The sequence below is a fragment of the Weissella sp. ESL1177 genome (genome assembly GCF_058107185.1).
The window spans coordinates 300976-319927 of record NZ_CM176591.1; the positions used below are offsets into that span (position 1 = coordinate 300976).

An 18952-nucleotide genomic window follows, 5' to 3' on the forward strand; every position below is an offset into this window, starting at 1 on the left:
GAATGATTGTTATCATGAAAGATGTATCTGCAGCAAAGGCGGTACTATTACAAGCAAAAACAAAACATATACCACATGTCTATGCTTTTGAGAATCGTGTTGGGTTTGCTAATTTAGCAACACTTGATGAAGTGCCATTCATTGAACGTCAACAAGTAACAAAGGTTATTGAGGATCATCCAGCAGCACTACAGGTGAGTCGTTTATTTCATCCGGCCGATACGGTGATTGAAACGGCACACTCACGAATTGGTGGGGCACACTTTAATCTCATTGCTGGTCCAGATGCTATTGAGTCGGCTGAACATGTACTAAAAATGGGACAAGCCGCCAAAGCAGCCGGTGCAACGATTTTACGTGGTGGTTCATTTAAACCCAGAACAAGCCCTTATAGTTTTCAAGGATTAGGTGAACAAGGATTGCAATGGCATCGTGATGCTGCGGATGCATTAGGGATGGACATGATGACAGAAATTATGAGTCCAAATGACATTGATCTTGTTGGTCAATATACAGACATTTTTCAAGTTGGGACGCGTAATATGCAAAATTTTGCTTTATTAAAAGCATTGGGACAACAAGATAAACCAGTACTGTTAAAACGTGGTATGAGTGCAACCGTTGATGAATTTTTAAGCGCGGCGGAGTATATTGCTGCTGCGGGTAATCAACAAATTATTCTAATGGAGCGAGGTATTCGCAGTTTCGATCAAAAATATTTACGAAATACGATGGATGTTAGCGTTATTCCTGTTTTGCAAAAATTGACGCATTTGCCAGTTTTGGCCGATTCATCACATGCTGCGGGTGTTTCTGAATATGTATTACCAATTGGCTTAGCAGCGGTGGCTGCTGGTGCGCAAGGTTTAATGATTGAAATTCATGATCAGCCAGCAAAAGCGTTGGTTGATGGTAAACAGGCATTAACACCAGCACAAATGGTCACTTTATTTGATAAGGCAACGGCTATTCATCATTTGGTGAGGTCATCATCATGATAACAGTATCAATTCCTGGTAAAACATATGATATTCAAATCGCGGAAAATTTACGACAAATGATTGGTCATGCGGTAAATAAAGTATGGTCACCGCGGAAAATTTTGGTGATGACTGATCAACAAATTGGTGATTTATATTTAACGGAAACAGTTGCACAATTAACAACTGCTGGCTATCAAGTGACATCACTCGTGCTACCTGTAGGTGAAACAACTAAATCCTTAAATTATTTGGAAAGAGCGATTAGCTTACTAATTGAAAAAAATTTTACACGAGCTGACGGTATCATTGCGTTAGGTGGTGGCATGATTGGTGATTTAGCTGGTTTAACAGCTGCCACTTATATGCGAGGCATTGCATTTATCCAAATACCAACCTCTTTAATGGCACAAGTTGATGCCAGTGTTGGTGGCAAAACGGCTATTAATTTAGGTAAAACAAAGAATGTTATGGGAACATTCTATCAACCGGATATGGTGTTGATCGACACAACGTATTTAGAAACTTTAGCTGAACGTGATTTGGTAGAAGGTTACGCAGAAGTGGTCAAAACCAGTGCGCTAGCTGGTGGGACTTTTTGGCAATTGACTGATCAAGTAAAACAAGTGGATGATATTTTGAGGTTAGCACACCCCCTTATTGAACAATCGGTGCAATATAAATCAAAAATTGTGATGCAAGATGAACATGAAGCAGGTATTCGTAAATATTTAAATTTTGGGCATACGATTGGTCACGCAATTGAATTATTAGCTGCTGGTCAGTTGAGACATGGCGAAGCAGTTGCGATTGGGATGATTGCGATTACGGAACGGTTTGTTGCTAGTGGTATCAGTGAACCAACTTTTTATCAAGCGCTACAAAAACGATTAGAAGTTGTTGGCTTGCCAACGACATCAGAACTAATTAAACGTCCTGAGATGTTGGAACAATTAATACATGATAAAAAGAATTTGGCAGGTATTTTACAATTAGTTGCTGTCGTTGCACCGGGTCAGCCAACAATTGTGAAAAAAAGCATTGCTGAGATGACAGAATTTATTAAAGGAGTAGGCTAAGATATGCGTTATATGACAGCAGGAGAAAGTCATGGACCGGAAGAGGTTGCAATTATTGAAGGTATTCCAGCAGGATTACAAATAACAGCTGCTGATATTAATGAACAACTTGCTCGACGCCAACATGGTTATGGTCGTGGTCAACGTCAGGTGATCGAAACAGACACAGTCACGATTATGGCTGGTATTCGTCATCAAGTGACCCTTGGTTCACCAATTGCCTTAAATGTTCATAATGACGATCACAATCATTGGGCAAAGATTATGGATCCTAATGCGCCTGCGACAGTTGAAAATAGTTTGCGCAAAGTGATGCGTCCACGACCAGGGCATGCTGATTTAGTGGGTGGCATCAAATATCGTCATCAAGCTGATTTACGGAACGTTTTGGAACGGTCATCAGCACGTGAAACAGTGATGCGGGTTGCAGTTGGCGCAGTTGCTAAAAAATTATTGGCAGCGTTAGATATTGATGTTCATGGTTTTGTGACCAATATTGGACCAGCAAGTGCAGATCTCAATCACTTGACTGATTTTCAAACGTTAGCTGATTTACGAGCGGTGACAGAAAGTTTTCCAACACGAACTTTAACAGCTGATGCTGATGAAGCGATGCGTGCAGTGATTGATCAAGCAAAACAACAGCGTGATACGGTAGGCGGTATCGTTCAAGTGATGGTAACCGGCGTACCAGCGGGCTTAGGTTCTTATGTCACAGCTGATGAAAAATTAGATGCGAAAATTGCCCGTGCAATCGTTGGTATTAATGCTTTTAAGGGTGTTGAATTTGGTGGCGGTTTTGCGAATGTTACCAAATTTGGTAGTGAAATGATGGATGAAATTTATTGGTCAGCAACTCGTGGCTTCTATCGTGGTGCAAACCATCTTGGCGGCTTTGAAGGTGGGATGACAACAGGCGAAATGATTGTTGTTCGTGGTGTTGTCAAACCAATTCCAACATTATATCAACCAATGCAAAGTGTTGATATCGATACACATGAAAATCATCGTGCTTCAACAGAACGCTCTGATACAACGGCTGTGACAGCTGCGGCTGTGATTGCAGAAGCTATGGTGGCTATCGAGTTAGCCAAGGCAGTATTAGATAAATTTGATACAGATAATTTGTCACGATTACAAGAGCAAGTAGCTGCATATCGTGAAGAGGTAAGACGGTTTTGATTAGAAAAGATGTAGGTTAAATAATGGGCAATCTTAAGTTACAAACAGCGGGAAAGCAACTGCAGGGGACTTTAACGATGCCTGGGGACAAAAGTATTTCACACCGTGCTGTTATGTTAGGCAGCATCGCTAACGGTGATACACGTGTACAGCATTTATTACACTCAGCAGATGTTAAAAGAACAATAACGGCAATGAGGAGTTTAGGTATTACCTTTGATGTGGCAGGTGCGGATCTCATTATTCATGGCAAGTCACTCAATGATTTAACTGAGCCACAGCAAAAGTTAAATATGGGAAATTCAGGGACAACAGCACGATTATTGATGGGACTATTAGCGAAACAACCATTTGCCATTACGTTTCGTGGTGATGATAGTTTATCAAAACGTCCTTTTGCGCGGGTACTCAATCCATTACGTGCAATGGGTGTTAGTTATGTTAGTCAAAATGATCATTTACCAGTAACAAAATTAGCAACGCATTATTTAAATGGGATAACTTATGAGTTACCTGTTGCTTCAGCCCAAGTAAAAAGTGCGATTATTTTAGCAGCTTTACAGGCGGATACACAAACAACCATTATTGAACCAATCATCACGCGTGATCATACTGAACGTATGTTAGCGGCTTTTGGGGTGCATTTAATACATGACGGTAACCGAATTATTGTGGCACCTCAAACACAACTAACAGCGACAACGATTCGCGTACCAGGTGATATCTCCTCAGCAGCTTTTTGGTTGGTGGCTGGTTTGTTAGTGCCTAATAGTGATATCGTTTTAAAACAAGTTGGCGTGAATCCAACGCGTATCGGCATTATCAACATGTTGAACAGGATGGGGGCATCATTTAATATCACGAACCAAACAACTGTTGGTGAACCGATGGCCGATATTGAAGTTCAGTCACAGTCTTTACATGGGACGCAAATAACCGCTGTTGATGTACCATCATTGATTGATGAAATGCCACTACTTGTGCTGGCAGCGACACAGGCTCAAGGTGATACAATTATCACAGGAGCAAGTGAATTACATGTAAAAGAGAGTGATCGCATTGCAACAGTAACGACACAATTAAACAAATTGGGTGCGCATATTGAACCACGTGAAGATGGATTTTATGTTCATGGTCAAACACCTTTACGGGTTGATGAGGCAACCGTGGTTGATTCTTGTGGTGATCATCGTGTCGGGATGATGTTAACCATTGCAGCGCTGCTAACAAAGGGTGAAGTTTCATTGGCAAATGCTGAGGTTGTGAATATTTCATATCCTCATTTCTTTGAAGATTTACAAGAGGTATTGCAATAAAGATGACAGTTATTTTAATTGGTTTCATGGGAGCAGGTAAAACAACAGTTGGTCAATTATTGGCAAATCAATTGGCACAACCATTTTTTGATACGGATCAATTGATTACGGCTCAAACTGGTCAGACTCCTGGCGAAATATTTGCAACTGCCGGTGAAAGAGCCTTTCGAAAAATAGAGCATCAAATTTTAAAAGCAACAATTTCTAAAAGTGGTGTGATTGCGACTGGGGGTGGGGTCGTTGAATTAACGAAAAATTTGACCTTGTTAAGTCGTCTTGATTTACCAATCATTTATTTATCAGGCTCGTTTGGTCAAACTGTCGAACGATTAATTCAAGATAAGACACGCCCCATTGTGCGTAATAAATCATTGTCAGCATTAGCAGATCTTTGGCAACAGCGTTTGACAAGATATGCCACGCTGGCAACCAAAACAATTAATACGGATAATAAAAATGCTGTAGAGGTGGCAGCTGAAATTTCGACATATTTGAAAGTGGTTCAAAATGAAACGATTAAAAATCGGTAATATTTCTGCCACTAAAGAACGCCCTTTGATTGCCATGTCAATTATTGCAGAAACTTGGTCTACTGTTGTGATAGCGGCACAAAAAATGAGTCATTTACCGATAGATGTTGTAGAATGGCGTATTGACTATTTACTTGATTTATCGGTTTTAACGGTAGACAACATTCGAACAATTTGCCAAATTGTGGGCAAACCATTAATTTTTACTTGGCGAACATTAGCTGAAGGTGGTCAAATACCGTATAATCAAGTTAAGTATACGGATGTATACCAAACAGCAATCCAAGCAGGTGTTGCGGCGGTTGATATTGAAGTGGCATTATTGACAGATCAGCAAGCTTTGCTAGAAATGATACCCAGACAAATCACTGTTATTGGATCAAAACATCATTTTATGATGACGCCAGTTGATTTGGCAGAGCAGTTAGCAGCCATGGTACGTTTACCAATTGATGTTGTGAAATATGCAGTGATGGCGCAGACGTCTCTGGATACTCAAGCATTGTTAGCAACAACTAAGGTAATTGCGACACATAGTGAGTTACCACTGATTACGATGGCCATGGGGCAATATGGCATACCCTCACGCATCATTGGCTATCAGTTTGGTTCACAATTAACGTTTGTTAGTGGTTCCAAATCATCAGCACCTGGTCAAATGACATTGACCGCATTGTTACATAAATGGGGAGAATAATATGTATAATAGTCGTTTTTTTGCAGATGATAGACAAGCAGTTCTTGATAAAATTCCTGGGACCATGGGGTACACGTTAATTACTTTTCATGCGGTTGGGGATGATATTTTGACTGATTGCGTGAAATTACGTTTAGATTGGCGAGCACCAGATATCTTTCGACAACATTTGGCGAATGAAATGCAAAAAAATGAAAATTTTGATCGTATTGGTTATGTAACACGAGTTGAAATGCTATTGGGTCAAGCAATGTTTGATTATAATGGCCATTTTACTTTGTCTACGATAACGTTAACGGCAGCTATGCAAAAACAAACGCAAGAACCCATGCAGTTAACAGCGATTGTTGCTGATATGATTTTACCGATTGGGTTAACTGATTTAAGACATGTTGTCCATTTAACAAAATGGGTGCACGAGAATCATGTTGTCTACCATTTGGTTGCAGGGTTACCAGCACTAGAACAAAAAGTAGATAATTTACGAAATGCAGGTGTTTTTGAGAACCGTGGGCCCGTTTTGCTACACCGAAATGAAATTGATTCACAGGCATTATTGTTATTTGTACAGGATTTAATTCAAGACTATTTTGGGATTGAAACAACAAAATTACATTTGTCACAAGCTGCCTTTGGTCAAGCAGGAACTGATCAAGCAAAATCAGGTAATCAAGTGTTGATAGCAGATTTTGAAAACTAATAAATACACAATAAATGTAAGTGAGGCAAAGGCTTCAGTCTTTTGGAACACGTTTAAAGGTGCTAATCTACCAATCAAAATTGATAGATTAGCGCCTTTTTCAGCTGATCATAACGACTGATTTCTCAATTTTTTAAATGGTTTCTTAAAAATAGACGAGATTATTTGCATGCCAAATGAAAGCATTCACTTGCTTTCACTACTGAAGCATGTTATAAATTAATGGTATTTAAATAATGAAAACCCATTAGGTAGTCCGTTGATTAGTTTTCTTCTGGTAAGTTGGCATCCAGTTTATTACCTATTAAGTAGTCAAATTGAGAAACAAATGCTGATTTCGTTAAATCATGGCTATCAATAACGATGATTAAGCAAAATATGCGTATAGTTTGAGGTTATCTCGTATGAATTTAAAAAAATTTGGTATGACACTAGGCACGATGTGGGGAGCTTATGCACTCTATAAAGTGATTACATTAATTTTATTGTATTCGTTTCAAGGATTAGAAGGTAAAGCCTACTATGAATTTATTTACTTTGGGATTGTTATCACGATTTCATTCATTTTATTGAAATTATCAAAAAAATTATTTCATCAAACAGTTCGTTTTAAGTCGAATCTTGTTTATATCAAACGTCATTGGTCAATTTTTATTGTGCCACTGTTTATATATGGTGTTGATGCAATGGCCATTCTTCCTGATATAAGCAATCATTCGATATATATCATGATTGTTTCGATTCTTAGTGTATTAGGAGCAGCTATATTTGAAGAAATTAGAGACAGAGGGGTTGGCCTGAGTGGTTTCAGTGAAGCATTGCCTGCTAATAAATGGCAACCAATGTTAATTGCATTAATAACATCATTGAGTTTTGCATTAACACATTATTTTAATTTGATGTTACCCAACGCACCCAGCTTGGATGCAACGAATCAGCAAGTAGTCTATACATTCTTCTTGGGTATGGTTTCAATGGTGTTGTATATGCGGACAGGAAGTATTTTGTACAGTATACTGATTCATTTTCTTAATAATTTTTCATGGTGGACACCGTCAACTGATTTATCACAAGCTGGTTCTTGGAGTTCTATGTTAATACTCTATGCATTGATTCCGGCAATCTATGCTTTGTGGTGTCTTCGTCCTAAAAAAATCAAAGATAATACTATTTTGTTAAATCAATCAAATCGTTTGGAACGATAATTTTAAAGATTATCTTAATAAAAGGCTTAACCAGAATCGTATAGCTGTGACGATATGTAGCTCTGAGATTGACAATGACAATAAATGATTACAATAAAAATGCGAGTGTGACAAAAGACGTTTTGAAGCCGATTGTAACAACAATTAGGTGATTTTGGTTTGCAGTATAACGAAGAACCGGAAGCGCCTAATTGTTGTTACAGTAAGGTTTCAGTCTTTTGGAACACGTTTAAAGGCGCTAATCTACCAATCAAAATTGATAGATTAGCGCCTTTTTAGCTGATCATAACGACTTATGTCTCAGCCCCATTTTTTGTTGTCTATAAATTACCAAGGCTTAATAAAAATAGCAACTAATAGATAAGCCAAAATTAATAGAAAGGCTAACCCCCATTCCCATTTTGGCAAATGTTCTTTGACGGTTTGCGTTCTTGGGAAACCTTCTGAAAAACCATGTGATGTCATTGCAATGGCAAGATCATCTGACCAATGTAAAGCACTTAAAATGGCTTTAAAATAAAGCTGCGGTTGCCATAGATGATAGGTTACACCACGTAGAGCACCAGCATAACGAATAATTTGTACTTGTCGACGAACACGTGGTACTAAATTAAAAGCGGCTAACAAACCATAGGTGAAAGTGTTGGATAGTTTCAAATGTTGATTCAAACTAAATAGCAAGTCTTTAACGTGCACAGTTAGTGTTAGCGCGGCACCTAGTAGTAAGTATGCATACAAACGTGTTGCATAAACGATAGCTAAATGATGTGTGTCTCCAGTACCAAAGGCAATAAATGACCACCAAGTTCCAAAAGCAACAGGAATTGAAATGATGAGCATCATTAGGACAATTTTTAAATTAGGTCGCTGGGATAATAAGTATATGAGACTAATCATAGCAACGAAAGCGTTCAAGGTTACTGAACGGACGAATGAGGTTTCTAAACCAATCCCCAACATGATAACTAATAAAATTGTTGGATTTAATTTATACATTTGGTGCCTCCCCAACAAGTTGTAGTGTTTGGTTCTGGAAGATTAGTTCATAATCAATAAATTCATCTAAGCCAGCACGTTGGTGAGAAATCATCAAAACACTTTGTTGCGTCTGTTGGACACAGCCACTGATGCAAGTCATGACCGTGTGTACTGAATCAATGTCCAAACCGGCTAAGGGTTCGTCCAATAATAAGACAGGTTGGCCCATGATAAGCATACTAAGCACTTGGAGTTTCTTCTGCTGGCCGCCAGATAGTTGGTACACGACATGATCTGTTAAATGATCTAAATGTAAATCAACTAATGTTTGTGCAATGCGATCATTTGTCCAATAATCTGAAGTTAAGCTATGCTGTTGAGATAGTTGGATTTCTTCGGCAACAGTCATTGTCACAAATTGGTCAGTAGCTGACTGAAAAATTAAAGCAACTTTCTTAGCCCAATTTTTCAAATGAACTTTGGCCGTATCTGTTTGATTCCAAGCGACTTGACCTTGATATTTGATTTGATGACTAAGTGCTTTGAAAAGGGTTGATTTACCGATACCGTTGGCCCCCGATAGTAAACCAATTTGCCCAGTGGGGAGTACGAACTGACTATTTTTAAGTAAGATTCGTTCTGTGCCAACAGTTAATGTTAGTGCTTGCCAGCTTAGTTGGCCATCTGAATTTGGTATCCCATAAAAGGGCTTTTGAACTGGTAGATCAGCCAACTGATTCAATGATTGTTGATGTAGCGATCCCGTTTCAGTATCAATGGCATATAAATGATCGACTAGTGATTGATAGCCTGATAAGTCATGGTCAGAAATAATAATCGTTTTGTGATGTTCTAACTGCATTTTCTTTAAATCAGTTAGTAAATCTAAGCGAGCATTTGGATCAACGCTTGCAAATGGTTCATCGAGTAAGATAATGTCGCTATCCATTGCTAAAATAATTGCAAGCGCAACACGTTGTTTTTCACCACCTGATAGAGTCAGTAGATTTTGATCAGCAATTTGTTCTAAATGAAGTGCAGTGATTGCAAAATGAACACGTTGCGTAATAACTTCACTTGGTAATTGCAAATTTTCTAGGGCGAACACTAACTGTAAGCGGGCAGTTCGCATAGCAAATTGACGGTCTGGATTTTGAAAAAGCATTGCAATACGTTTTGCACGTTCAAACGGTACAATTGGTTGAATTGGTTCATTGTTCAGTAATACTTGGCCACCAGTTATCACACCTCCAAATTTTGGATAGAGACCAGCCATTGACTTTAACAAGGTTGATTTGCCTGATCCTGAAGGACCAATCAATAAGTTGAAGGATGCTTCTTCAGGTATCCAACTAATATTATTCAAAACATTGGGTTGACCAGTTTGGTAAGCAAAACTTAAGTTATCAACTTCTAATTTTGTCATAGCTTAATGTTTTAGAATACCAGACTTGGCAACTAATTTTTTGATGTAATAGACCAAGACGCCACCAAAGAAACCAGCAGAAATGAGGCGAATGACAAATAAAGTAATCATCATACTTGGTTTATAGTCTGCATACCCACTATTAAACATGTCCCAAATAAAGGTGACTATTGTGGTTGTTAAAACGGATAAACTTAAGCCTAATTTTCCCCAATTTTTGTAACCAGTAGCGGCGAAACCAATTTCAGTACCGAAGCCTTGCACAAAACCCGAGATTAACGTACCTGCTCCCCAACTTGAGAATAATAGCATCTCTACTGCAGCAGCTAATAATTCACCTAATATTGAGCTACCAACTTTTTGCAAAATAGCACCTGCTAATGGACCAGCCATCAACCAAACACCTAATGTTAAGTCATTTGCATAAGGTTTTAATGGGGTTGCAGCTAAGGCATAATAGGCTGCACTCCAAACTTCAAAAATAACACCAAAGAAAATAGCGATAATGGCTAAGAAAATGACGTCACGTAATGACCACTTAACCTTTGATTCATTAACTGTTTGCATAATAATTGCAAACCTCCTTAAAAATATAATGTTATCGAATCGCCGAAGCTTTGGTAACAAAAAAGCCCCAATACCATGTGTGTGAGTCACTCACTGGTACTGGGGCTTGTTTACTGTCATGGTAAACAAACCAAGCTCCCTAGCAAAATTACTTTGCTCAGGTTCTATGGGTATTTTCTCAGCCAGCTCTATGGCACCCCAGCTTGTTTGATTCTCCTTTAAGTATAGTGTTAGTCAGGCAGATTTGCAAATTTCTACTCATCATACTAGCAAATCATGAAAATGATTTCATAATAGGAACAGATCAGCTATACCGTAATGACATAACTTTTGTTAAAATAGAAGTGATGACGAGTGGCGATTAGAAATGGAGGAACTCATTCGTGGAATCTCAAATAAAGCTGTTAGGATTAACTGCTAATCATGATTTGGCAAAAGCAGTGGCTGAAGAGTTGCATATACCTTTAACGCAATTGGATATTAAACGTTTTGCTGATGGTGAAATATACGAACGTATTTTAGAGAGTATTCGTGGGGATGATGTTTATGTGATTGCGCCAATTGCTGAAGAAGTTAATGACGCTTTTATGGAAATGATGATTATTGTTGATGCATTGCGACGTGCATCAGCCGAGCAAATAACATTAGTTATTCCGTACATGGGTTATGCTCGTCAAGACCGCAAGGCAAAAGCTCGCGAACCAATCACTGCCAAGATGGTTTCTTCATTAATAGAAATGAATGGTGTTGACCGTGTTGTATCAATGGACTTACATGCCGATCAATTGCAGGGGTTCTTTGATATTCCAGTGGATCATTTGCAAGCAGCACCACTATTAACAGACTATTTCTATAGTCGTAAATTGTTGGATGATATTGTTGTTGTGTCACCAGATCATACTGGTGCAGGTCGTGCTCGAAAATTTGCAGATTTACTTGGTGCACCTTGGGGTATCGTCAATGATAATGTTGCAATGACAACGCCAGAATCAGAAGATGCTATTGTTGGTGATGTGAAAGGACGTCGTGCCATCATTGTTGATGATATTGTTGATACAGGTTATCGAGTGCAAATGACTGCAAAAGCGCTATTGGCAAATGGTGCGACTGAAGTTTATGTTGCAGCAACACATGCCGTTCTTTCAGGACAAGCAGCTGAAAAATTAGCAGCGGATAGCCATATTGAGCGTTGCATTTTTACGGATACTTTACAGATACCTGAAGAAAAGCAAAGTTCAAAGTTTACGACGTTATCTGTTGCACCATTATTTGCAGAAGCAATTCAACGCATTCACGATGACAAACAATTAGATGTCTTATTACGTTCAAATAATAAGCCAGAAATTAGTTTGTGAATTTAAAATAAAAGCAAAGAGATTGAGAGGAGTATTGTGATGGTCTATGCAGCAGCTGATAATCGGTATGATATCATGCCATATCGACGTGTTTCAGATTCAGGGTTAATTTTACCAGCATTATCTTTTGGTTTATGGCGTAATTTGGGTGACCAAAAACCATTAGCAAATTCAAGAGAAGTGATGTTAAAAGCTTTTGATAATGGTATTTTTTCATTTGATAATGCTTCTAATTATGGCCCAGCAGATGGTACAGCTGAAGAAACATTTGGGGCAGTTTATCAAAAGGATTTACGACCTTATCGTAATGAGTTGATTATTACAACGAAGGCTGGTTATCATATGTGGCCAGGACCACTGGGTCAATTTTCAGGTAAGAAAACGTTAATGGCCGCTTTGGAGTTGTCATTACAACGAATGCATTTGGATTATGTTGACATTTTTTATGCTCATCGTTGGGATCCAAATACGAATTTACGTGAAACAGCAGAAGCATTAGACCTAATGGTGCGCCAAGGTAAAGCATTATATGTTGGTGTATCAAATTATACGACAGAACAAGTCGCTGAGATCAGTAAGATTTTTGATGAATTACATACGCCATTTATTGGTAATCAAATGTCATATAATATGTTCAACCGTGAAGCTGAAGAGACAAATATGTTAGCAACATTAGACCAACATCATGCTGGTTTGATTGCATACGGTCCATTAGCCGAAGGATTGTTGACTGACCGTTATTTAGATGGTATCCCAGCAGACATGCCGTTGCACCGAACAAACGCTTTTATTCAGAAAGATCCAGAAGGAGCAGTTGCTAAGTTAAACGCATTGAACAAGATTGCTGCTGATCGTGGTCAAACATTGGCACAATTAGCAATGGCTTGGTTGTTACGCGATAAGCGGGTGCCTTCAATTGTGATAGGTGCATCTTCAGTTGCACATCTACTTGACAATGTCAAAGTAGCAGATAATATGGCTATTTCTGATGATGAATTAGCAAAAATTGATGACATTTTAAAGCAATAAAAACTTGTTGGATAAAAATTGTTTATTTTCGGCATTGTCAGAATGATGGAAATAAACAATTTTTTTATGAATAGATATTGACTAGAAAGGAAACAGCTAATGGCAAGAAAAGTGACGGTATTAGGATCATTAAATTCTGATACGATTTTACATATTGACCATTTACCAATGCAAGGTGAAACGATGGCAATGTCTGATGCGTCCACTGCTCCAGGCGGAAAGGGTGCGAATCAAGCAGTTGCAGCTCAGCGATTAGGTAGTCAAGTACATTTTATTGGTGCCGTAGGTCAGGACCAAAATGGTCAATTATTATTAAATGCATTGACGACAGATGGTGTTGATACAGTGCACATTGCACAATTACCAGACGTTGGGACAGGTGCGGCTTATATCTTGTTAGAAAGTGATTCACACAATACAATTTTAATTTTGGGTGGTGCGAATCAACGGCTCAATGAAACGAATGTTGATGAAGCAAAAACGGTCATTCAATCATCAGAGGTGCTCATTGCGCAATTTGAAACGCCAATTATTGCCACGTTAGAAGCTTTTAAAATAGCAAAGGCAGCGAATGTGATGACTATTTTAAATCCAGCACCTGGACGGCATGATATACCAGAAGAATTATTGTCCTTAACTGACTTAATTACACCAAATGAAACAGAAGCAGAAATTATTACTGGTATCCCAGTAACTGATGATTTATCGATGGTCAGTGCATCAAATAAATTACAAGCATTGGGTGCAAAAAACGTGATCATTACGCTGGGAGAACGTGGGGCTTATTACCAAATGGGTGATGGACGTAGTGGATTTGAGCCTGCTTTTAAAGTCAAAGCAGTCGATACAACTGCTGCTGGAGATACATTTATTGGCGCATTAGCGACGCGATTATTACCTGACATGACAAATATTGTTGACAGTGTTCGTTTTGCTAGTGCAGCGTCAGCATTAACCGTTCAAGGAGCTGGCGCTCAGCCATCAATTCCAACCCTTGCAAAAATGAAAGAAGTTTGGCATTAGTGATGCACAATAATGATATTATTCGTCGATTACAATATATTTTAAATATTAACAGTAAAGACATGATGACCATCTTCCAATTAGGTGGTTTAACTTTAAGTAAACAGGCTTTTCAAGAAATGATGGTCAAGCCAGAGCAAAACAGTCCACGTGATGCACAACTATCAAGGCATGATCTAGAAAAATTTATGAATGGTTTAATTATTTCACAACGTGGTCATAAAAAAAATCCTGATGGCTCGATAGCAGCACCAGATTATAGTATGCAACGTGATAATGACATTAATAATGTTGTGATTAAGAAATTGAAAATTGCAATGTCATACACAACGGATGATTTACTAGCCTTTTGGCAAGCTGCTGACTTTAAAGTCAGTAAAGGAGAAGTGGGAGCAATGTTACGCAGAAAATCACACCCAAAATATTTAGTGGCTGGCGATCAATTTATGCGTAAATTATTGATTGGTATGGCAAATACACGACGTTAATTTCATAATAGCCAATATTCTAGGTATGTTGGTTAAAAAGCTGCCACGGCAATTAGCCGTGGCAGCTTTTTTATACAGAAATGATGCAGTGTCCTTGACATATCATTATACGTTGTATAGTATAACGATATATGAAGTATAACATGAACAAGTGAAGGAGAATAGCCATGAATATTCAAGTACCAACCGTGGTACTCGATGGCTCTGTGTTAGCCGTATTGACGAAGGAAGATACATATGGTTATATCATTACCAAGGCAATGCAGGAATTACTAGGGGTCAGCGAATCAACCATGTATCCAGTTTTGAGACGTTTAAAACGTGATGGTTACTTAGAGACGTATGATAAACCATTTGAAGGGCGGAATCGACGTTATTATCATATAACTGATTTGGGCAAAGCGCATCTAAAAGAAATCAGTCAGGCATGGGCAGAATTCCGACTAGCAGTGAATTCATTATTGGAGGAGCGTCATGATTAAAGATTATTTAACAGCCGTGAGGGGTTATTTAAAAGATATCCCCGTGGATGAACGTGAAGAATTATTACAGTTTTATGAGGAGCAAATGTTGGATGCCAATTATTCAATGCAGGAAATTGAGGCAAAGTATGGGACTCCCAAACAATTTGCGCGTTCACTAAAAATTGATTATTTTATTGAAAACGATGAAACAACTGATGACACAATACCAGTTACTGAACGGACAAAGAACCGAGTCAATATGATCTGGTTAATTGTGTTAGGTTTATTTGCATCACCCATTCTAATTCCAGTTGCCATTGGTTTGATTTTGCTCTTAATTAGTGCCTTAATTGTCTTTTTTGGTATCATTTTTGGCATTTATGCAGTCATTATTGGCGTGCTAGCAGGTGGCTTATTTTCCTTTGTTAATGGTGTTATTTTGTTAGGACAATCAGTCGCAACGGGGGTCCTCTTTATGGGGGGTGGCTTGCTACTGACTGGGGCAGTTATCTTTTTTGCGCCGATTGTCTGGCGTTTAACACGTTGGCTATTTGAAATGCTAGTTGCATTTGTGAAGTGGATTGGGCACCGTTTCCTAACAAGAAATACCACAAAGGAGGCACGCTAAAATGGGATTAAAAGCAACATTGATAACGGGTGCAGGTGTGATGATCGTTGGTGGGGTGATGGTCTTTACAGGATTATCGACAGGTGCCAAAACGTCAATTACTTGGCACCATGGGCCAAAAATTATTGAAACTCACCAAATTAAGAAAGATTTAGCAGATCAAGATTATAGCAAGTTAACGATCAATGCTGGTGAAAATGGGGTTGTGAAGGTCGTTCGTGGTAAAAAATGGCAAATTTCAGGACAGACAATAGACAATCAGTTACGACTTAAGACCGAACAAAAGAAATTAAACATATCGTTACGATCGATGCAACAAGTCATTAGTTATAATAATGCGAGTCAACGTATTGTTGTGACAGTGCCATATCAAGTGAAGTTAAAAAACCTTAATTTGAAAACTAATGGCGGCGGGATTCATATTAAGCAATTATCTGCTGATCATGTCATGATGACTAACAATTATGGTGGCATCAGATTACGTGGCTTAACCGCTAAAAATATTGAGACAAAAGGTGAAGGTGGTAGCTACAATTGGCAAAATGTCACATCAGATACGATGCATGTGATGGCAAATGAAGGCTCTTTTAAAGCAAGACAATTAACACTACATAACAGCAGTCAACTAACTGGTGAGGATGCTGATGTACAGTTGCGTCAGTTACAAATACCTGGTGTTAAGGTCACTAACCAAGATAGTAGTATTAGCGTTAATAATAAAGATTTTGGTGAGACTGATTACACAACCGGTGACCAAAATAATGCCTTATCAATTAACGGTAGTGGCGCGAATGTTGACATTAAATAATATGATTTAACAGGTTCAGCTTTTTTTGAACCTGTTTTCTTTATATCAATGAAAAAGCATCGCATTCTCATTATGTTTTAATGTTTGCTATAATATAAACATTGAAATGGAGATAAGCGAATGAAAATTAACCAGTTCGGTGTTGTTCAAACACCTTTTTCACAAAAAATAAAAGAACTAACGCAAATTGGTTTTTATAACGAAAAGATTCAAGCAGCCATGGCACAAGGCAGTGTGGCTTTATGGCAAGCATTGTTGAACCAAGCCGCGACAACTACGGCGGTCAACGAAAAATTTCATTTTTATATGGTAACTGAAAAACAAACATTAGCTAATTTTTTTGAGACTAGTCATGAGTTAACAGTGAAGGAATTTAATAATGTTGCTTTACAGTTGTTACAATTTTTAGAAGATGTCGATTATTCATTATCTGAGCCCCAAAAAGCCGTTAACCACATTGGCTTACCGTTATATGATAAACCTGGTGTTTGGTCAACCGAAGATGTTTTAACCGCTTGGTATATGTTATTAACGACACATACTAGAAATGGGTTACAATTTATTGATGAATTAGCGAGTCAAGGGTATTTTAAACCGACTAATCAATCTTTGTTCTTTAATGGCAAAGCTATGGTCACGTTTGATACAAAACAATTAAAAAAAGAAGCGGTGTATGTCGAAACGGATTTGGACACAGATGAGGACGGTCGCAAGGATCTCGTCCGCGTTGATATTATCCGACCAACAACGCAACAAAAAGTACCGACCCTGTTTACGGCGTCACCATATTATCAAGGAACAAATGATATTGTTAGTGACAAAAAATTACATGATGTCAATGTGCCATTAACACACAAGATACCAAATCAAGCGACGTATGCAGATATTGCCTACCAACCCAAACCAAATAAAGTATTGCGTGGGCAAACAATCACTGGTGAGGCAAAACATGCAACCCAAACGTTCTATCCAACTGCGCACGTTGATTTGAACAATTACTTCTTGTCACGTGGGTTTGCAGTTGCTTATTCATCAGGTATTGGTACACGAGACTCAGATGGGATGCAAGATACAGGATCACCAGCACAAGTAGCTAGTATGAAAGCGGTGGTTGAGTGGTTGGCTGGTAATCGGCAAGCATTTACTGATCGAACCAGTGGGTTAGCGATTAAAGCAAATTGGTCCAATGGTAAAGTAGCGATGACGGGTAAATCATATCTTGGCACTTTAGCGACAGCTGTTGCAACAACAGGTGTCACCGGTTTAGAAACGGTGATATCAGAAGCCGCCATCTCGGATTGGTATCAATATTATCGTGACAATGGCTTAGTGATTGCACCTGGTGGCTTTCCAGGGGAAGATATGGATGTTTTAGCAGAATTAGTTTATTCACGGATGCAAGATGCTGGTGATTGGTATCAAACAAAGCAACAGTGGCAAGCAACACAACAAACCGCGGCAACCAAGATGGATCGTGCAACCGGTAATTATAATGCATATTGGGATGCACGTAATTATTTGAACAATGCTGCGCAAATCAAAGCTGATGTGATCATGGTGCATGGTTTAAATGATTGGAACGTTAAACCTCGCCAAGTCTTTCGGTTATATCAAAAATTAAAAGATTTAAATCTTGTGAAAAAACTATATTTACATCAGGGACAGCATATTTATATCAATAATAATCGTTCCTTAGATTTTAGTGATCAGATGAATCTATGGCTCAGTCATAAATTGTATGGGCTAACTAATCAAGCACCAAACCAATTACCAGACATTACTTGGCAAAGTAATCTAGCACCTGAGACTTGGCAAACACGGGAGACTTGGGGTCAAGCCGCCATGACAACAATGTCATTAGCTAATGTACAGACACCAGTGAGTTACACCGATCAACAAACGACAGCGACTTATCGTACCTATAGTCAAGATTTTAACCAATGGCGTCAACAAATGTTGGATCAACATAATCACCAGTTAGATAATTCACGTGCGATTTTTTTGCAACCAAAACAATTGCAAGATGTCATCATTGATGGTGAAGTATCGTTAAAATTGCGGATGAAGTCATCTGAGAATGTGGGCTTAGTTAGTGCGATGCTCGTTGATTATGGAGAAGCGAAGCGTCTAACAACGAAACCTGTTGTCCAGGGACAGCAAATTGATCGGGGGGTTAATTGGCAACCGACAAGCCTAGTTGAATTTCAACAAGCAGCAACAACACCATTTAAAATGATCACCATTGGGCATATGAATATGCAAAATCGTGAGCATCCATGGCGAGTGGACGATTTACAGCCGAATCAGTATGTTGATTTAACATTGACCTTACAACCAACGTTATATCAATTAACGGCTGGTCATCAATTAGGTATTGTCGTTTATGGGACAGATTTTGAAATGACCATTCGGGGCAATCAAAAGATTACCTATACAATTGATACGACACATAGTGAACTTATCGTACCAATTGTCAGCAACAAATAGAATGGAAGGA

General features: G+C 38.6%; 19 protein-coding genes and 1 riboswitch. Of the genes, 16 read left to right on the forward strand and 3 right to left on the reverse strand.

Features of this window, described 5'->3' with window-relative positions:
• Positions 1-2 precede the first annotated feature (2 nt).
• The 8 genes from aroF (at position 3) to AC3B5D_RS01550 (ending at position 7689) form a co-directional block, all read left to right on the forward strand.
• A complete protein-coding gene (gene aroF, locus AC3B5D_RS01515) occupies positions 3-998 on the forward strand; it encodes a 3-deoxy-7-phosphoheptulonate synthase (RefSeq protein ID WP_489839860.1) in 996 nt (331 codons plus the stop codon).
• Positions 995-2059, forward strand: coding sequence for a 3-dehydroquinate synthase (aroB, locus tag AC3B5D_RS01520; RefSeq protein ID WP_489839859.1), 1065 nt, complete (start codon positions 995-997; stop codon positions 2057-2059). Before aroF ends, aroB begins: the two co-directional genes overlap by 4 nt.
• A gap of 3 nt (positions 2060-2062) precedes the next feature.
• Positions 2063-3241, forward strand: coding sequence for a chorismate synthase (aroC, locus tag AC3B5D_RS01525; protein ID WP_489839858.1), 1179 nt, complete (start codon positions 2063-2065; stop codon positions 3239-3241).
• Between the two features lie 23 nt (positions 3242-3264).
• Positions 3265-4557 (forward strand): 3-phosphoshikimate 1-carboxyvinyltransferase, encoded by a 1293-nt coding sequence (aroA, locus tag AC3B5D_RS01530; RefSeq protein ID WP_489839857.1) that lies wholly within the window; start codon positions 3265-3267, stop codon positions 4555-4557.
• Between the two features lie 2 nt (positions 4558-4559).
• Positions 4560-5087 carry a shikimate kinase gene (locus AC3B5D_RS01535; protein WP_489839856.1) on the forward strand — a complete coding sequence of 176 codons (528 nt, stop codon included), beginning with the start codon at positions 4560-4562 and terminating at the stop codon, positions 5085-5087.
• The gene (gene aroD / locus AC3B5D_RS01540; protein WP_489839855.1) at positions 5065-5784 is read left to right on the forward strand and encodes a type I 3-dehydroquinate dehydratase; all 720 of its coding nucleotides are present in this window, start codon (positions 5065-5067) and stop codon (positions 5782-5784) included. The genes AC3B5D_RS01535 and aroD overlap by 23 nt, the downstream gene beginning before the upstream one ends.
• Before the next feature lies 1 nt (position 5785).
• Positions 5786-6484 carry a hypothetical protein gene (locus AC3B5D_RS01545; protein ID WP_489839854.1) on the forward strand — a complete coding sequence of 233 codons (699 nt, stop codon included), beginning with the start codon at positions 5786-5788 and terminating at the stop codon, positions 6482-6484.
• Between the two features lie 404 nt (positions 6485-6888).
• Entirely contained in the window at positions 6889-7689 is an 801-nt protein-coding gene (locus AC3B5D_RS01550) for a CPBP family intramembrane glutamic endopeptidase (protein ID WP_489839853.1), read from the forward strand.
• A 327-nt stretch (positions 7690-8016) separates the two neighbouring features.
• Here the strand turns inward: AC3B5D_RS01550 and AC3B5D_RS01555 are convergent, their stop codons facing one another.
• Genes AC3B5D_RS01555 through AC3B5D_RS01565 form a run of 3 tightly spaced genes read right to left on the reverse strand, consistent with a single transcriptional unit; the run spans position 8017 to position 10660 of the window.
• Positions 8017-8685, reverse strand: coding sequence for an energy-coupling factor transporter transmembrane component T family protein (locus tag AC3B5D_RS01555; protein WP_489839852.1), 669 nt, complete (start codon positions 8683-8685; stop codon positions 8017-8019).
• A complete protein-coding gene (locus AC3B5D_RS01560) occupies positions 8678-10093 on the reverse strand; it encodes an ATP-binding cassette domain-containing protein (protein ID WP_489839851.1) in 1416 nt (471 codons plus the stop codon). The genes AC3B5D_RS01555 and AC3B5D_RS01560 overlap by 8 nt, the downstream gene beginning before the upstream one ends.
• Positions 10094-10096: 3 nt before the next feature.
• Positions 10097-10660 (reverse strand): ECF transporter S component, encoded by a 564-nt coding sequence (locus AC3B5D_RS01565; protein ID WP_489839850.1) that lies wholly within the window; start codon positions 10658-10660, stop codon positions 10097-10099.
• Positions 10661-10779: 119 nt separating this feature from the next.
• A riboswitch (TPP riboswitch) is annotated at positions 10780-10871 on the reverse strand.
• A gap of 172 nt (positions 10872-11043) precedes the next feature.
• Here AC3B5D_RS01565 and AC3B5D_RS01570 point away from each other — a divergent pair.
• The 8 genes from AC3B5D_RS01570 (at position 11044) to AC3B5D_RS01605 (ending at position 18942) form a co-directional block, all read left to right on the forward strand.
• Entirely contained in the window at positions 11044-12015 is a 972-nt protein-coding gene (locus tag AC3B5D_RS01570; RefSeq protein WP_489839849.1) for a ribose-phosphate diphosphokinase, read from the forward strand.
• Positions 12016-12054: 39 nt separating this feature from the next.
• Entirely contained in the window at positions 12055-13044 is a 990-nt protein-coding gene (locus AC3B5D_RS01575; protein WP_489839848.1) for an aldo/keto reductase, read from the forward strand.
• Positions 13045-13143: 99 nt separating this feature from the next.
• Positions 13144-14067: a ribokinase gene (gene rbsK, locus AC3B5D_RS01580; RefSeq protein WP_489839847.1), complete on the forward strand. Its 924-nt coding sequence runs from the start codon at positions 13144-13146 to the stop codon at positions 14065-14067.
• 2 nt (positions 14068-14069) lie between these two features.
• On the forward strand, positions 14070-14555 hold the full coding sequence (locus tag AC3B5D_RS01585; RefSeq protein WP_489839846.1) for a DUF1456 family protein: 486 nt from the start codon (positions 14070-14072) through the stop codon (positions 14553-14555).
• Between the two features lie 167 nt (positions 14556-14722).
• Positions 14723-15037, forward strand: coding sequence for a PadR family transcriptional regulator (locus AC3B5D_RS01590; RefSeq protein ID WP_489839845.1), 315 nt, complete (start codon positions 14723-14725; stop codon positions 15035-15037).
• Positions 15030-15647 (forward strand): DUF1700 domain-containing protein, encoded by a 618-nt coding sequence (locus tag AC3B5D_RS01595; RefSeq protein WP_489839844.1) that lies wholly within the window; start codon positions 15030-15032, stop codon positions 15645-15647. Before AC3B5D_RS01590 ends, AC3B5D_RS01595 begins: the two co-directional genes overlap by 8 nt.
• 1 nt (position 15648) lies before the next feature.
• A complete protein-coding gene (locus AC3B5D_RS01600; protein WP_489839843.1) occupies positions 15649-16455 on the forward strand; it encodes a DUF4097 family beta strand repeat-containing protein in 807 nt (268 codons plus the stop codon).
• A 120-nt stretch (positions 16456-16575) separates the two neighbouring features.
• Entirely contained in the window at positions 16576-18942 is a 2367-nt protein-coding gene (locus AC3B5D_RS01605) for a Xaa-Pro dipeptidyl-peptidase (protein WP_489839842.1), read from the forward strand.
• Positions 18943-18952 lie beyond the last annotated feature (10 nt).

What these genes read in the sequence shown, in the direction of transcription:
- aroF (WP_489839860.1), top strand. Translation starts at nt 3, where the DNA reads ATGATTGTTATCATGAAAGATGTATCTGCAGCAAAGGCGGTACTATTA.
- aroB (WP_489839859.1), top strand. Translation starts at nt 995, where the DNA reads ATGATAACAGTATCAATTCCTGGTAAAACATATGATATTCAAATCGCG.
- aroC (WP_489839858.1), top strand. Translation starts at nt 2,063, where the DNA reads ATGCGTTATATGACAGCAGGAGAAAGTCATGGACCGGAAGAGGTTGCA.
- aroA (WP_489839857.1), top strand. Translation starts at nt 3,265, where the DNA reads ATGGGCAATCTTAAGTTACAAACAGCGGGAAAGCAACTGCAGGGGACT.
- AC3B5D_RS01535 (WP_489839856.1), top strand. Translation starts at nt 4,560, where the DNA reads ATGACAGTTATTTTAATTGGTTTCATGGGAGCAGGTAAAACAACAGTT.
- aroD (WP_489839855.1), top strand. Translation starts at nt 5,065, where the DNA reads ATGAAACGATTAAAAATCGGTAATATTTCTGCCACTAAAGAACGCCCT.
- AC3B5D_RS01545 (WP_489839854.1), top strand. Translation starts at nt 5,786, where the DNA reads ATGTATAATAGTCGTTTTTTTGCAGATGATAGACAAGCAGTTCTTGAT.
- AC3B5D_RS01550 (WP_489839853.1), top strand. Translation starts at nt 6,889, where the DNA reads ATGAATTTAAAAAAATTTGGTATGACACTAGGCACGATGTGGGGAGCT.
- AC3B5D_RS01555 (WP_489839852.1), bottom strand. Translation starts at nt 8,685, where the DNA reads ATGTATAAATTAAATCCAACAATTTTATTAGTTATCATGTTGGGGATT.
- AC3B5D_RS01560 (WP_489839851.1), bottom strand. Translation starts at nt 10,093, where the DNA reads ATGACAAAATTAGAAGTTGATAACTTAAGTTTTGCTTACCAAACTGGT.
- AC3B5D_RS01565 (WP_489839850.1), bottom strand. Translation starts at nt 10,660, where the DNA reads ATGCAAACAGTTAATGAATCAAAGGTTAAGTGGTCATTACGTGACGTC.
- AC3B5D_RS01575 (WP_489839848.1), top strand. Translation starts at nt 12,055, where the DNA reads ATGGTCTATGCAGCAGCTGATAATCGGTATGATATCATGCCATATCGA.
- rbsK (WP_489839847.1), top strand. Translation starts at nt 13,144, where the DNA reads ATGGCAAGAAAAGTGACGGTATTAGGATCATTAAATTCTGATACGATT.
- AC3B5D_RS01585 (WP_489839846.1), top strand. Translation starts at nt 14,070, where the DNA reads ATGCACAATAATGATATTATTCGTCGATTACAATATATTTTAAATATT.
- AC3B5D_RS01590 (WP_489839845.1), top strand. Translation starts at nt 14,723, where the DNA reads ATGAATATTCAAGTACCAACCGTGGTACTCGATGGCTCTGTGTTAGCC.
- AC3B5D_RS01595 (WP_489839844.1), top strand. Translation starts at nt 15,030, where the DNA reads ATGATTAAAGATTATTTAACAGCCGTGAGGGGTTATTTAAAAGATATC.
- AC3B5D_RS01600 (WP_489839843.1), top strand. Translation starts at nt 15,649, where the DNA reads ATGGGATTAAAAGCAACATTGATAACGGGTGCAGGTGTGATGATCGTT.
- AC3B5D_RS01605 (WP_489839842.1), top strand. Translation starts at nt 16,576, where the DNA reads ATGAAAATTAACCAGTTCGGTGTTGTTCAAACACCTTTTTCACAAAAA.